Genomic DNA, 14681 nt, shown 5'->3' with positions numbered 1-14681 from the left:
ACTTATCAGTGCCAGGTGAGGTGCGTGTCAACTATTTCCCAATGTTGTACATTAGCTTGCGGTGCTTCTTAATTTCACTACGAGGCAGGACATAGTGAATGAAATGCTCACACTCAGCGTCACTCCGATCCACTAGAGTCCTCATAAGTTCGAAGCAGTTGTGCTGGAATTTATTGAGGCTGCTCAATTGTGCATCGATTTCCTGATAAGAAATAATGTTGATCATTTCAAAATACTTCGCGAATAGTCCCGCCACTACGTCTGACAATTGCGTATACGTGCTTTCTTTTGAATTTACAAATTCCGCTCTTACTTCTGGCCTGTTGAGCTTGGCGAAATTGTCTATAGCGCCCTGAAGCTTTGACTCGCTGTCAAAAAAATGCACTGAATGTGGGAAGGAAGCGAGCCGACTTATATAGAAAGGCGAGAAGTCGTCAATGAGCACGCCGGAATTTGAGTTTAATGTAAAACTCATGTCGACAATATCGTGACACCTACAAAATAGGAGTCTCAACTTACAGAGCGATTCGTGGATCTCCTTATCCAGAAATGCTTCAGCCGCCAAACATTCTTCTGTCAGAACTATCAAGTCTCGAATAAGCGCAGCTTCACGCCCCAGGATATCTGGATAAGTATGCTTTTTTAGTGCTGCCAGGAATCGGCTCTTGTCATTCACAACTAGGTGGTGAAGTGCATCTTTCAACTCTGCATCAAGTCTGTGACGCTGCTCGCCGTCTATAAATGTGATACGCCGTAGCGCGTGGGCATGCTCAATGCAATCTTGGACAATATCAATAAAAGCCCAGTACTCGATGTTAAAATGCGATGTATGTATGTAAAAGTTTGTCTCTACAAGCCAGTTCAGAAAATGCCTAAGCTTTTCAGATTTCAGACACTCCCAAAAGCTGCCGCTCGCGAGAGATCCGAACTTTAGATCACTAAGGTTTGGCGAAAGCCTAAGCTTAGTCATTAATTCGCCGAAATCAAAATCAGCAGTGTTACCAATACATGCAACGCCAGCTAGCATGAAGTTGGTGGGGGCGCGGCTTTTCCGACAGGGGTCGCTATCGATGTTGTATGCATCTTCGTCATCCTTGATCCTGAATGATCGATGATTATTTGATTCGTCATAATGGAAGGTGTAATTGCGTGCTAATGAATCGAATTTCGGAAACATAGATCACAATCCCTTGTTGCTGAAGCGGAGGTTCGACCTCGATCTTCACTGAGACCGAACGATCAATCAAGGCTTGGCAGTCAGTTGAACAGCGCATTATTGAGCGTGCTGGGCTGGGGGCCTCTGATTTTGTAGGCATCATGACTGGCTGTGTGCGCGCAATTAGATACCTGGAAGAAAATTTCGCTGACTCAGGTGAAACTGCTGTTGGCCAACCGGTTGAATGTCTGCTTCGCGATCGTTGCCTTTCGCAAGTGGCTGCTTTTGGCCGAATGCTGCCTGTGATGAGCGACTATTTTGACCTCGCCAATGGCTCCAGCGCGTCCCCCCAAGCGTCAAACGCCCCAACCCACAGTCGATTAGCTAAACTTCACCAATAACCCACTTCGCGAATCCCTGAAAATTCAGGAGGCGAACCATGAGCAAACAACCGCAACCCCAAAGCCGCTCCAACCCCCAACCCAGATCCTGCCCGCTTGTGCCGAGCCTGCCGAGCCTGCCGAGCAAAACCGGCAACAAGTCCGGTCGCTTGCGCAGCAACTATCCGCCGAAGAAATCGTCATAGCTCCTGGAGTACGACAGGCTTTGCAATGGAGCCTGTCGTACTCCCCGCCAATTCAGCATTACTTGCCTCTATATCGGACATTGTTTTCCACGAGCGACGTCGCATCTGCCAAGAATGGTGGCCAATAGCTACGCTCTCCACGGCGTCTCAAATACAGCTCAATCATGCCGCCGGCAGATTCGCATCCCTGACGCTGAAAACATCTACCCCCTTAACGCACCCAAGCCTTCGCGATGTCCCGTGTTGCCATAAACCCTGCTTTTTTCTGGCTCAATTACATGGAGTAAGCGTACATGCCCTTCCCCCCTCGTTTCCTCGACCACTACCGCAAAGCCGACCGCATCATGTTGGGCCTGACCTGGCTGATGTTCGTCTTCGCGGTGGGCCTGGCGTTCTGGCACGACACCTTCAAGCAGGCGTTACTGGTGGGCGGTGGTACCAGCCTGTTGTTGACGCTGTTGTATCGCACCATCGGCGGGTCGCGGTGGATGCGCTGTTTGCTGGGCGTTGGCCTGATGGTGATGGCGGCGCTGCATATCAATCAGGCCGAGGGGGTCATTGAGTCGCACTTCGGGATTTTTGCGTTGTTGGCGGTGTTGACGTTTTATCGGGACTGGCTGCCGATTCTGGTGGCGGCGGTGACGATCGCGCTGCATCACGTGGTGTTTCATGTGCTGCAGCATCAGGATTTTCCGGTGTACGTGATGGCTCATCACGGTGGCTGGATGATGGTATTCGTTCACGCTTTTTACGTGGTGATGGAGACGGTCGCACTGCTCTATCTGGCGGTGCACAGTCAGGCCGATGCGGTGGAGAGCCAGGACATGCTGGACAAGATGCTCGCCACCACGTCTCAGTTCACCGGCGGTGTCGGCCAGGGTGACAAGGCGCGGGTGCATGTGTCGCTGGCCCAGCGCTTCGATCAGTTTTTGCTGCAGATCACTGCGTTGGTGGACGGCGTGGTGCGTGACTCTCAGGGTCTGGGTGAGTTGGGCCAGGAGTTGGCCAAGGCCAGCAACACGCTGGAGAAAGGCGCGAAGCATCAGTTGACGGAAATCGCCCAGATGACCGGGTCGATGCAGCGCATGGGCGATGCGATGGAGCACATTGTGGTGCATGTCGAGCATGCCGTTGAGCACGCGGGCCAGGCCACTGTGCAGATCACCCGCGGGCAGGAAAGCGTGAACCGTGCGCAGCAGGAAATCACTCAGCTGGCGTCGCGTCTGCAAGGCACTAATGAAACCGTGCAGGTGCTGGCCGGGCAGGCGCAGCAGATCGGTACGGTGCTGGAGGTGATCAGCAGCATTGCCGAGCAGACCAACTTGCTGGCGCTCAACGCCGCCATCGAAGCCGCGCGCGCCGGCGAGCAAGGCCGGGGCTTTGCGGTGGTGGCCGATGAAGTGCGCAGCCTGGCGCAGCGCACGGCGGTGTCCACCAAGGAAATCCGCACCATCATCGAGGCCCTGCAACACGGCAGCCGCAAGGCCGTGGAGGCCATGCAGGACAGTCGCGAAGGTGTGGAGCGTTGTGTCGAGGACAGTCAGTTGGCGGCGGCGATGTTGCAGGCCGTGGGCAGCGACATTTCGCAGATCGATGCGCTCAATGGGCGAATTGTCACGACCACCCGCGAACAATCCACGGCGAGTTTCGAGATCGTCGGGCGCTTGCAGTCGGTGCAGAGCATTGCGCAGAACACCGCGGATGACGTGCAGACGCTGGCGTCGAGCAGTCGACGCCTGCCGCCCATTGCCACGCGCCTGGATGCACTGGGGCGTACTTTTCATCAATGATGGCGCCGTGGTCTGCATGAACAATTATTCATCGTGCAGATCACGGCCTTGCGCCTGTTGATGTAGCGACCACCTCCAGACCAGCGCTAATGGTTTATTCGCAATCTGCTGACAATCCCATCACATTTCGCCCGATAGCCTTGTTGCTCCAGCCGCTTCTCCGTCGCCACGGTGAGCGCAACGTGCGAAACAATGATGAAAAACTCGTTAGTCGGTTTTGTGAAAAGTGACCGGGGTGCGCTGATCCTCTTGCTTGGCGTATCCGCGCTTCTTTTGCTGTTCGGATTGGGCGCAAGGGAGCTTTGGGGGGCGGAAACCCGCTGGGCGAATATCGCCTTGCAGATGTTGCAGACCGGCGACTATTTCGACCCTTACCTCAAGGGCATGCCCTATTACGACAAGCCGCTGCCATCCTATTGGTTGATTACGGCCACGGCCCATTTGATGGGTGGCCTCGGAAACGGGTCGCTGCGCCTGTCTTCGGTGCTGGCGGCGTGGCTGAGTGTGTGGCTGGTCTACCTGATCGGGGAACGACTGTATAGCAAAGGCACCGGCCTGATCGCCGGCTGGTTTCTGGCGACGACGTTCTTTTTCGTGTTCTGGGCGCGGGTCGCCACGGCGGACGTGCTGACGGTTTGCGGAGTGCTGGCGGCAGTCTGGTGGTATTGGCGCGGCCCGGATGACACACGGCTGAGTCGCTACTGCGTGTTTTTCCTGATGCTGGCACTGACCTCGCTGTTCAAGGGCTTGATCGGGTTCATCCTGCCGGGGCTGATGCTGTTGCCGCATCTGCTTGGCGAGGGGCGCTGGAAAAAACATCTCAACCCTCGCCTGTTACTGGCGATGCTGGCGGGCGGCGTGGTCTACATGCTGCCGTTCCTGTTGTCACACCGTTATGGCACGCCGACTTTCGGGCCGAGTGGGCTGGGCCTGGTGTTTCAGGAGAACGTGGTCCGATTCTTCAAGCCCTTCGACAACATTGGCCCGATCTATACCTATCTGCTGTATCTGCCGGTCTATACCCTGCCCTGGGCACCCTGCTGGATACTTGGCCTGTGGGTGGCAGTGCGCGGCTGGAAGCACACCGAACCCAACGTTCGCTGGCTGATCCTGGGCCTCGGCTTGCTGTTCGTGTTCTTCACCGCCAGTGGTAGCCGGCGCAGCTATTACGTGTTGCCACTGGTGCCATTTGCGCAACTGCTGGCGGCCTGGTGGGTGACCCGGCGCATGGCGGCGCATGAGGCGGCCGGTAAAGTCAGCGGCCCCGGCTGGACGAAAGGCATTGCCGGGGCAGCCGGGTTCTTGTTGTTGATCCTTGGCGTTGTCTACCCCTGGACCAATGGCGGTGGCGGCGGAGTCATGCAGTTCACCCGGGATGTGCGCGCCGAAGCGATCAAGACGGCGCCGTGGAACGAATGGCGCATGGTGCTGGTGGATGTCGACAACAAGCTGCCCATGTACCTGCAAAATCACGGCGCACCGTTCTACTACGTGCTCCCGGATTCGGACATTCCACAAACCGGCGGCAGTGCTGCGCTGATGGCGTGGCTGGAAAGGAAAAGTGGCGAGACCTGGAATCCCGAGCGCACGATCATCGTCGAGCAGTACAAGGACCTCACGCAATTGCCGCTGGGCTATCTGACGGCAGATCATCAGTTGATCACGACGAAGCCGAACAACGGCGCCCGGCTGTTTCATTCAAAGGAAAATGGCAGCGCGGCGTTTATTCCCAATGGGAAAACGGCGGTGGCTGGGCAAGCGGTAACGCAGGCTTTGGATCAATGATGAATTGAAGTGAGTTATCAATAAAAACGGGCGCCTGCGGGGCGCCCATTTTGTTTATGCGCGCGAGCCCGCTGGTCATACCGACATTGCTCTGTAGATTCAATATATCTATATTTGAATCTACAGAGCAATGTCGAGCACACGAACATGGCCGTCCCCATCCAAGCTCAATCCTTCACAAAAAACCAATGCGTCACCGGCCTGCGTGCCGCCGTGAGCATTCTGGAAAAGTGGAAGGCCACCGGCGACCAGGCCTGTCGCATCCTGCGCATTTCCCGCAGCACCTACACCCGCGCCCGCCAGCGGGACCCGGATTGGGCGGTGGCGCTGGATGCGGACCAGATGCAGCGCATCAGCTTTGTGCTGAACATTCATGCGACCTTGCGGCTGGTGTTCGACAACCCGGACAACGTGTATGGCTTTGCCTCGATGGCCAACGACAACGAGTTTTTCAACGGGCGTTCGCCGCTGGAAATCATGGCGCAGGGCGACATGATCTCGCTGTATGAAACCTTCCGCCGCATCGACATGCTGCGGGGGGCGCAATGGTGATGGCGAGTGAACTGGCGGTTTTTGCCGGCCAGTCGTTGCAGGCCTATCGCCTGGTCAATTCGAAGTTTCCGCCCATTGCATTGTTTGATGATGTGGCGGATGCGGATGAATTTGAAGTGCTGTTCGAGATTCAGGCGCTGACCAATCCGCGGTTGAAGAATGAAGTCGGTCAGCTGGAGTTGATTGCGCGCAGAGAGATTCCGTTCGGGATTGTGGGTTGCTCTTACGCCATCGCGCCGTTTACCCACGTCAATCCGGCGGGCTCGCGTTTCAGTGACGGCAGTTTTGGTGTGCTGTACCTGGCGGATTCGATGGAAGCGGCGCTGGCTGAAGTGCGGCATCACCAGGCCCTGTATTGGTCGAAGGTGCCGAGCCTGAACTATGAGCGCTTTGTGTTTCGTGGGTTGGCCTGTGCTTTTGGCGATGGCGGCATGAAGGACGCTGCGGCCCTGCCGATGAGCGATCCGGTGTATGCGCCGGACGACTACAGCCACTCCCGTGTCTTGGGGCGGGCGGTGCGGGACGCCGGTTGTCCCGGTTTGCGATATCACTCGGTGCGAATGCCGGGCAGTCTTTGCTGGGCGTTGATGACGCCGCGAGCGGTTTCGTCGATTGTGCAGACGGCGCATTACGAGATGGTCTGGAATGGGCAGATCACCAGTGTGAGCCAGATCAGCGAGGCTTGAGCCCCGTTGTCAGGCCGATGAAAACCTGTGGGAGCGGCGATCCATTGACTGCGTCGATAGTCACCATTGATTCAATGAAGTTCTCTTAAAAAATCCCCGGCGTAACATCTGCTCCATACCAACCCATCAGCACCCCGGAGCACACCATCATGAAACGCCAGACCCTTCTCGGCATCGCTTTCTCGGTTTTCGCAGTTAACGCTTTCGCCGCTACCGCCGCTCAACCTGTTGTCGCTGAAGGCGGCTCGGATCGTCTGATTGAAAGCCGTGTGGCCGAGGGTGGTTCCGATCGCCTGATCGAGAATCGTGTGGCTGAAGGTGGTTCGGATCGCCTGCTGGAAAAACGTGTTGCCGAAGGCGGCTCTGACAAACTGCTGCAGAACCGCGTAGCCGAAGGTGGCTCTGACAAACTCCTGCAGAACCGCGTCGCTGAAGGTGGCTCCGACAAGCTGCTGCAGAACCGCGTCGCTGAAGGTGGCTCCGACAAACTCCTGCAAAACCGCGTCGCCGAAGGCGGTTCGGATCGTCTGATCGAAAGCCGCGCTGTCTGAATGCAGTGCTGTACCGCAGGACTCAACGAAAAGCCCGGCCTCAACAGCCGGGCTTTTTCGTGCCGGTCATCAATTCGGCGCTTGCTCATGCACTTTCGCGTATCGCGAGAGACCGATCTTGATGCCGACCAGGATGGGCGCGGCAAAGACGAACAGCAGGGCTACAGCGAAGAATGCCGTATCGAACGCAATCACCGTCGCCTGACCTGACACCGCTTTGCCCAGCAGGCTCGTGGCTGCCCGGCCAGCGGCCACCTGATCCATGCCCTTCCCTGCCAGCATCGCGCTTGTGGTCATCAGCCGTTCGATGAGCGCGTGCCCGCCCGGGGTGACGTTGGCGCCGAGGACCACGCCATTGCTGACCACCTGATGGTCGATCAGGGTCTGTAGCCCGGCAACGCCTATCAAGCCCCCCAACTGGCGCCCTGTATTGAACAGGCCGATGCCGCTGGCCAGGTTGCGGCTGTTGAGGTGGGTGAACGCAATCAGCGTGATCGACAGAAACAGGAAGCCCAGGCCCAGGCCACGTAACAGGATGGCCACCATCATGTCGTCGCTGCCACTTTCGCTGGTGGAGCCGGACAGCATCCACATCGCCGCCATGATCAGCAGGATGCCCAGGGGCACGGTCGCCACCGGCGGTACGTGGCGTACCTTGAACAGATAGGCCGCGATGAGCAGCGAGCCGACAAAAAAACCGCCACTGGGCAACAGGAGCAAGCCGGCATCGGTCGGTGTGAAGGCGAGTACCGACAGGGCGAACGCCGGGATCAGGTAGGCGCTGCCGAACAGCGCGGCACCGGCAACGAAACTGACGCAAAAAGCAAAGGTGAAATCGCTTGATCTGAACAGGCTGAAGTCGAGCAGCCCCTGGCCGTTGGCCAACACCTGTTGGCCGAGAAAGGCCAGCAGCGCGGCGCTACCGATCACCGTCAGCACCAGGATGCGCGGTTCCTCGAACCAGTCCCAGCGACTGCCCTGGCTGAGCACGTAGGTGCAACAGAACAGGGCCGCACAGAGCAGCGAGAACCCGAGCCAGTCGAACGAACGTTGCCGGACCCGGGCGGGCACGGGGTGGTCGGCGATGAGCAAGAGGCCGGTCGCCGCCAGGGCCAGCGGCACCACGCTGAAGAAGATCCAGGTCCAGGACTGGCTGTCGATCAACCACCCTTGCAGGGCTGGCGCGAGAGTCGCCGACGCGACCACCGCCGCCATGGCGAACAGGGCTTGCAGGATCGGCTGAAGCGCACGCGGATAGGCGCGAAAGATGATCGCCTGGCCCGCCACCAGCAGCGCGCCGCCAGCGAAGCCCTGCAGGATGCGCAGTGCGATCAGCAGCTCCAGCCAGGCGGTAATGGCAGCCACACAGCACGCCAGGCCCATGGCCAGGGTGGCGCCGATGATCACGTTGCGCGCAGAAAATCGCTGCATCAGCCAAGGAGCGAACATGAACCCGATCAGTTTGAGTGCGATGTAGCCGACATCCAGCCAGGCGAACTCGTCGGGCGTGGCATGGGTGTCGCCGAGGATGTCGCTGCGGCCGAGGGCCAGCACGGTGCTGGCGATCGCTTCCGTCAATGCCGCCAGCACGATGCCCGCGATGAGCAGGATGCCGGTGGTCGGTCTGGCGCAGCTCATGACCCGGCCCCTTGCGATACCTCCACCCTCGCCGACAGACCCGGCACGATGCGCCCCGGCAGCGGGTTGTCAGCCAGGCGGATCTTTACCGGCACACGCTGCACGACACGCACAAAGTTCCCGGTGGCGTTGTCGGGCGGCAGCAGGCTGAACGCCGAGCCACTGCCCGGTGCAAAACTGTCGACCACACCATCGAGTGTTGCGTTGGGGTAGCCATCGACCGTGACCCGCACGTGCTGGCCGGGGCGAATCCGTTCGAGCTGGGTTTCCTTGAAGTTCGCCACGACCCACACATCGTTGACCGGCACGATATCGAGCAGGGATACGCCCGGTGTGACGAAGCGGCCGAGGCGAACCTGACGGTTACCGATAACGCCATCCACCGGCGCATGCACCACGGTGTGCTCGAGATCGATCCGGGCGAGATCGCGCGCGGCCTGTGCCTGGCTCACCGCCGCCACGGCCGCCTCGCGCTCGGCCACCAACACCGCGATGTTTTGCTGTTGCGCCTCGACCGTTGCCGAAGCGGCCGATACCGAGGCGGCGGCTCTGGATTGCGCCGTGCCGGTTTCATCGACCAGGGCCTGGCTGACCGCGTTGCTGACGATCAACTTGCGGCTGCGGTCGTGGGTCTTGGTCGCCAGGCTCATGTCGGCGGAGGCCGAGCGTCTTTGCGCTTCGGCCTGCCGGATCAGCGCATGCTGAAGCTGGATTTGCGCATCGACATGGGTCAGGCGCGCCTGGGCGGCGCTGACATTGGCCTCGGCTTGCGCGAGTTTGGCGCGATAGTCGCGGTCATCGATACGAAACAGCACATCGCCCACGTGTACGGTCTGGTTGTCCTCGACCTCCATTGCCGTGACATAGCCGGCGACCTTGGCGGCCAGCGAGGTGACGTCCCCGCGGACATAGGCGTTGTCGGTCGAGGTCACGCCACTTGAAAACGCCAGCGCCCCCCAAGCCGCCACGACCACCAGCGCACTGACGCACAGCAACAGGCCGATGGTCTTGCGCCGGCTACGTCGTGCCACACCGCCGGGGGTGCTGCTGGTGCTGGCGGCAATGGCCGCGTTGTCCTGGAGCGAGTTCATTTTTTCAATTCCTGTGCAATGCCTGGAACTCCGGCAGCCATAGGGCGGCAGTAATCTGCCGCCCGGCTGTCGAGCCCTCATGAGCGCGTTGATCGGCTCACTGTTTGATCGGTGTCACGAGCACCTTTTCGTCAGTGTCGAGGACGAACACCGCCAACAGGCGTGCAGGTTGGGTGTCGCTGGCGTTGGCGCTGACCAGGTGCACGGAGCCCGGTTCCTCTACGAAGTTTTCGCCGACGTTGTAGATCTTTTCCGGCTGGCCTTTGACCTGGATGCGAAACGAACCCTCCAGCACCGTTGCATAAATGAAGGCCGTTTTCGGATGGGTGTGGGCCGGCGACGCGGCACCCGGCCCGTATTCGACGACCACGCCCCTCATGCTCTTGCCGGGAATGTTGGGAATGGGGCGGTCGAACACCACCGTCACCTTGCCGGGGGGCGGCTCGGCGGCCGAGACGGCGCTGATCGAGAGCACTGCGAAGACGGCGGTCATCAGCAATCGGGTAACCATGGGATTTCTCCTGGACTCGTGGGAAATACAAGGGTGCGATCCGTTACTGCGCTGTCGACCGGGCCAGCCAATCGTCGAAGCGGATCGCCCCCAGGCGTGCGTTCTTGCCGGTGACCAGCGATTGGTCATTGAGCACGGCACCGAAGTAACGCGCATGCACGTCCGGCACGACCTTGCGGTTGTCCCGGGTCGCCCGCAGATAACGCCTGGCCAGTTCGTCGATCGGCATGGTTTCCGGGCCGCCGACTTCAACCGTGCCATTGACCGGTGCTGCCAGCACGACATCGGCCAGTGCCGCTACCACGTCGTCGGACGCTATCGGCTGGATCAGCGCCGGCGAAGCATGAATTTCTTCGCCAACGGCGAACGACTGGACAATGCCGCCGGCAAACTCGGAGAACTGCGTGGCACGCAGAATGGTGTAAGGCATGCCCGACGCCTTGATAAGGGCCTCCTGCGCGACCTTGGCCCGGAAATAGCCGGTATCGGGAAGCCGTTCGCTGCCGACAATCGACAGGGCAACATGATGACGAACCCCGGCAGCGGCTTCGGCGGCCAGCAGGTTACGGCTCGACGTTTCAAAGAAATCGAGAACGGCCTGGTCCTCCCACGATGGCGCGTTCGCCACATCGACCACCACATCAGCACCATCCATCGCTGCGGCCAGGCCTTCGCGGGTGATGCTGTTCACGCCCGTGCTGGGGCTGGCGGCGAGCGCGTCATGGCCGCGCTCGCGCAGGGTGTTCACAAGTTTCGATCCGATGAGGCCGGAGCCTCCGATGACGACGATCTTCATGGTTTTTTCTCTCCACTTGTCGAACGCAACCATTGCGTTGGTGTGTAGAGAGTGCCCGCGCGCAGGAGGGAAGTCCTTGTACCGGGCTTGGATTTGCCTTGGCGAAAGCCTTGAATTACGTCCAGGGAAGAGGCTGCTCGTCCACCCCTCTGGCGCGGACGGTGCAGAGGGTTCGGAGCTGCCGTATCATCCGACACAGTTACCAACCGCCAGCCGCCCGGGACACGGCGTTGAGGGCGCTTCGCCAGGGGATGCTCGATTTGCAATTCGCCTTTGAAGACTACGTACTCGATCAGGAGCGCCGGGAGCTGACCTTGCACGGACAGGTCGTGGCTGTCGGCCCGCAGGTCTTCGACCTGTTGCTGCTGTTCGTCAACAATCCCGACCGCGTCGTCAGCAAGGACGAATTGCTCAAGGCGGTATGGGGCGGGCGGATCGTTTCGGAGTCGACAATCACCAGCTACATCAATGCGGTGCGCAAGGCCATTGGCGATACCGGTGAGGCGCAGCGCCTGCTGCGCACCGTCGCCCGCAAGGGCTACCGCTTCGTTGGCCGGATCCAGGTCGACATGACCGGGGAAGCGCTACCGCCGGATATCGATGAACACCCTACCACCGTCCAGAAACAAAGCCCCTCCCCTACGCTCGTCCTGCCGGAAAAACCCTCGATAACAGTCCTGCCTTTCCAGAACCTGAGCGGTGATCCGGAGCAGGAATACTTCGCCGATGGCGTCGTGGAAGACATCATCGCCGCCCTGTCGCGTATCCGCTGGCTGTTCGTCATCGCGCGCAATTCGAGCTTCACCTACAAGGGCCGGGCGGTGGACGCCCAGGGTGTCGGCCAGGAGCTGGGCGTGCGCTACGTGCTCGAAGGCAGCGTGCGCAAGTGCGGGAACAAAGTGCGCATTACCGGGCAACTGATCGACGCGACCAGCGGGACGCACATCTGGGCGGAGCGCTTCGAAGGCACGCTCGACGATATCTTCGAGCTGCAGGACCAGATCGCCGAAAGCGTCGTCGGCGCGATCTCGCCACAACTGGAACGGGCGGAAATCGAACGCGCCAAGCGCAAGCCGACGGAAAGCCTGGATGCCTACGACTATTACCTGCGCGGCACGGCAAAACTGCACAGTGGCGGTCGGGAAGCCATCGAGCAGGCGCTGCCGATGTTCTACAAGGCCATCGAACTCGATGGGGAATTTGCCTCGGCCTATGGCATGGCCGCCTGGTGCCACTTCTGGCGCAAGATCAATGGCTGGATGATCGACCGGCCTGCAGAAGTCGCCGAGGGCATACGGCTGGCGCGTCTGGCGGTGGCCCTCGGCCGCGATGATGCCGTTGCACTGACGCGCGGCGGACATGCACTGAGCCATCTCGCCGGTGAAATCGACGGCGGCATTGCCCTGCTCGACAGGGCGCGCCTGCTCAATCCCAACCTCGCCCCCGCCTGGTTTCTGGGCGGTATCCTGCGGGCGCTGCACGGTGAAACAGACGCCGCCATCGAGCATTTGAACCATGCCGTGCGCTTGAGCCCGCTGGATCCGGAAATGTTCAGGATGCAGGTCGGGATGGCGCTCGCGCATTTCTTCGCCGGGCACTTCGATGTCGCTGCAGACTGGGCGGAAAAGGCACTGGGCAACCTGCCCAGCCTGCTGCCCGCGGCGACGCTGGTGGCGGCCAGTCATGCACTCGCCGGACGTATGGATAAAGCAGAGCGGGCGATGCAACGCCTGCAAGCGCTGGATCCCTCTTTGCGCCTGGCCACCCTCAAGGATTGGCTGCCCATTCAACGGCCCGAGGACTTCGCCCGTTTCGCCGATGGACTTCGGCTGGCCGGCCTACCGGAGTGAAGCCCCCTGACCTGTACCTGTACCTGTACCTGTACCTGTAGGAGCGAGCCTGCTCGCGAAAAACTCAAGAGCACCGCGATTAGCCAGTAGCCCCTCGTAATCGTTAACGACCATCGCGAGCAAGCTCGCTCCTACAGGGGGCCCGGTCGTGCCTTGGCTTTCACCTGGCAAAACTCACAATTTGCAACGGTAGGCTAAGCTTTGATCAACTCGTTGCTCATGATGCTCGGTTCTGCAGGTATTGGGTGTTTCTGGAGAGCGTCTGCAACAGCGATCTCAGACTGGCCCAAACCTTTCACGCAGGATTGACGTGATGACCGAGCCCCTCCTCAGTTTTGATGAACTCAAGCGTGCCGCGGCTGCCGGCGAAATCGATACCGTGCTGGTCTGCATGGTCGACATGCAGGGACGCCTGGTCGGCAAACGATTCCAGGTCGAGTTTTTCATCGACAGCGGCCACGAAGAAACCCACTGCTGCAACTACCTGCTGGCCGATGACATCGACATGGAGCCGGTGCCGGGTTACGCCGCAGCCAGTTGGAGCAAGGGCTATGGCGATTTCGTGCTCAAGCCCGACATGTCCACCCTGCGGCGCGTGCCCTGGCTTGAATGCACGGCGCTGGTGCTGTGCGACGTGCTCGATCATCACCATCGCCAGGACCTGCCCCACAGCCCTCGGGCGATTCTGAAAAAACAGGTCGAGCGTCTGCACGCGCGCGGCTATACCGGCATGTTTGCCTCGGAACTCGAGTTCTATCTGTTCGATGAAAGCTACGAGGCGATCCACAAGCGCAACTATCACAAACCGAAAACCGCCGGCCATTACATCGAGGACTACAACATCCTCCAGACCACCCGCGAAGAGCCGGTGCTGCGGGCGATTCGCAAGCATTTGCAGGCATCGGGCATTCCCGTGGAAAACTCCAAGGGGGAATGGGGCCCGGGCCAGGAAGAGATCAACATCCGCTACGCCGATGCCATGACCATGGCCGACCACCACGTCATCATCAAGCACGCCTGCAAGGAGATCGCGCAGTTGCAGGGCAAGGCGATCACCTTCATGGCCAAGTGGCGCTACGACGCCGCCGGTTCCAGCAGTCACATCCATAATTCGCTGTGGGACAAGAACGCCAAAAAACCGCTGTTCTTCGACGTCAAAGCCGAGTTCGGCATGTCGAAACTGATGCGTGCCTGGGTCGCCGGGCAGCTCAGGTACGCCAACGACATCACCTGCTTTCTCGCGCCCTACATCAACTCCTACAAGCGCTTTCAGGCTGGCACTTTTGCGCCGACGCGGGCGGTGTGGAGCCGCGACAATCGCACCGCCGGCTTTCGCTTGTGCGCCGAAGGCAGCAAGGCCATCCGCATCGAATGCCGCATCGGTGGCGCCGACCTCAACCCCTACCTGGCCTTCGCCGCTTTGATCGCGGCTGGCCTGGCCGGTATCGACGAGAAGCTCGACCTCGCGCCGCCGTTCGAAGGTGACGCCTATCTGGACGAGCATTTGCCGGAAGTGTCCAAGACCCTGCGCGAGGCGAGTGCCGCCCTCAAGGCCTCCAACATGTTGCGCCAGGCGTTCGGCGATGAGGTGGTCGACCATTACGTGCACACCGCCGAGTGGGAGCAGAAAGAGTACGACCGGCGAATCACCGACTGGGAATTGCAGCGCGGCTTCGAGCGCTATTGAGA

At 59.9% G+C, this 14681-nt stretch carries 13 protein-coding genes; 8 read left to right on the top strand and 5 right to left on the bottom strand.

The window, feature by feature from the left end:
• Positions 1 to 31: 31 nt before the first annotated feature.
• Positions 32 to 1177 carry a hypothetical protein gene (locus ACEN8E_RS09990; RefSeq protein ID WP_495592452.1) on the bottom strand — a complete coding sequence of 382 codons (1146 nt, stop codon included), beginning with the start codon at positions 1175 to 1177 and terminating at the stop codon, positions 32 to 34.
• A 418-nt stretch (positions 1178 to 1595) separates the two neighbouring features.
• On the opposite strand from ACEN8E_RS09990, the gene ACEN8E_RS09985 reads away from it, so the two are divergent.
• The 6 genes from ACEN8E_RS09985 to ACEN8E_RS09960 all read left to right on the top strand — a co-directional run bounded on the left by ACEN8E_RS09985 (position 1596) and on the right by ACEN8E_RS09960 (position 7106).
• Positions 1596 to 1742 (top strand): hypothetical protein, encoded by a 147-nt coding sequence (locus tag ACEN8E_RS09985; RefSeq protein ID WP_495592451.1) that lies wholly within the window; start codon positions 1596 to 1598, stop codon positions 1740 to 1742.
• A 293-nt stretch (positions 1743 to 2035) separates the two neighbouring features.
• Positions 2036 to 3532: a methyl-accepting chemotaxis protein gene (locus ACEN8E_RS09980; RefSeq protein ID WP_495592450.1), complete on the top strand. Its 1497-nt coding sequence runs from the start codon at positions 2036 to 2038 to the stop codon at positions 3530 to 3532.
• A 195-nt stretch (positions 3533 to 3727) separates the two neighbouring features.
• Complete coding sequence (locus tag ACEN8E_RS09975) at positions 3728 to 5317, top strand: ArnT family glycosyltransferase (protein WP_495592449.1); 1590 nt, start codon at positions 3728 to 3730, stop codon at positions 5315 to 5317.
• A gap of 147 nt (positions 5318 to 5464) precedes the next feature.
• Positions 5465 to 5869, top strand: coding sequence for an antitoxin Xre-like helix-turn-helix domain-containing protein (locus tag ACEN8E_RS09970; RefSeq protein ID WP_057399936.1), 405 nt, complete (start codon positions 5465 to 5467; stop codon positions 5867 to 5869).
• Positions 5863 to 6555: an RES family NAD+ phosphorylase gene (locus tag ACEN8E_RS09965; RefSeq protein WP_495592448.1), complete on the top strand. Its 693-nt coding sequence runs from the start codon at positions 5863 to 5865 to the stop codon at positions 6553 to 6555. The genes ACEN8E_RS09970 and ACEN8E_RS09965 overlap by 7 nt, the downstream gene beginning before the upstream one ends.
• A gap of 149 nt (positions 6556 to 6704) precedes the next feature.
• A complete protein-coding gene (locus ACEN8E_RS09960; RefSeq protein WP_495592447.1) occupies positions 6705 to 7106 on the top strand; it encodes a hypothetical protein in 402 nt (133 codons plus the stop codon).
• 69 nt (positions 7107 to 7175) lie between these two features.
• Here ACEN8E_RS09960 and ACEN8E_RS09955 read toward each other — a convergent pair whose 3' ends face one another.
• The 4 genes from ACEN8E_RS09955 to ACEN8E_RS09940 all read right to left on the bottom strand — a co-directional run bounded on the left by ACEN8E_RS09955 (position 7176) and on the right by ACEN8E_RS09940 (position 11142).
• Positions 7176 to 8744 (bottom strand): DHA2 family efflux MFS transporter permease subunit, encoded by a 1569-nt coding sequence (locus ACEN8E_RS09955; RefSeq protein WP_495592446.1) that lies wholly within the window; start codon positions 8742 to 8744, stop codon positions 7176 to 7178.
• Positions 8741 to 9835, bottom strand: coding sequence for an HlyD family secretion protein (locus ACEN8E_RS09950; protein WP_495592445.1), 1095 nt, complete (start codon positions 9833 to 9835; stop codon positions 8741 to 8743). The genes ACEN8E_RS09955 and ACEN8E_RS09950 overlap by 4 nt, the downstream gene beginning before the upstream one ends.
• Before the next feature lie 97 nt (positions 9836 to 9932).
• Positions 9933 to 10346, bottom strand: coding sequence for a cupin domain-containing protein (locus tag ACEN8E_RS09945; RefSeq protein WP_495592444.1), 414 nt, complete (start codon positions 10344 to 10346; stop codon positions 9933 to 9935).
• Between the two features lie 43 nt (positions 10347 to 10389).
• Positions 10390 to 11142, bottom strand: coding sequence for an SDR family oxidoreductase (locus ACEN8E_RS09940; RefSeq protein WP_495592443.1), 753 nt, complete (start codon positions 11140 to 11142; stop codon positions 10390 to 10392).
• A gap of 260 nt (positions 11143 to 11402) precedes the next feature.
• On the opposite strand from ACEN8E_RS09940, the gene ACEN8E_RS09935 reads away from it, so the two are divergent.
• Positions 11403 to 12992 carry a winged helix-turn-helix domain-containing tetratricopeptide repeat protein gene (locus ACEN8E_RS09935; RefSeq protein WP_495593298.1) on the top strand — a complete coding sequence of 530 codons (1590 nt, stop codon included), beginning with the start codon at positions 11403 to 11405 and terminating at the stop codon, positions 12990 to 12992.
• 313 nt (positions 12993 to 13305) lie between these two features.
• The gene (locus ACEN8E_RS09930; protein ID WP_495592442.1) at positions 13306 to 14679 is read left to right on the top strand and encodes a glutamine synthetase family protein; all 1374 of its coding nucleotides are present in this window, start codon (positions 13306 to 13308) and stop codon (positions 14677 to 14679) included.
• Positions 14680 to 14681 lie beyond the last annotated feature (2 nt).

It is taken from the genome of Pseudomonas sp. Pseusp9, from assembly GCF_059491265.1.
The sequence above is the reverse complement of the archived record's forward strand: the minus strand, read 5'-3'. Positions and strand labels throughout refer to the sequence as shown.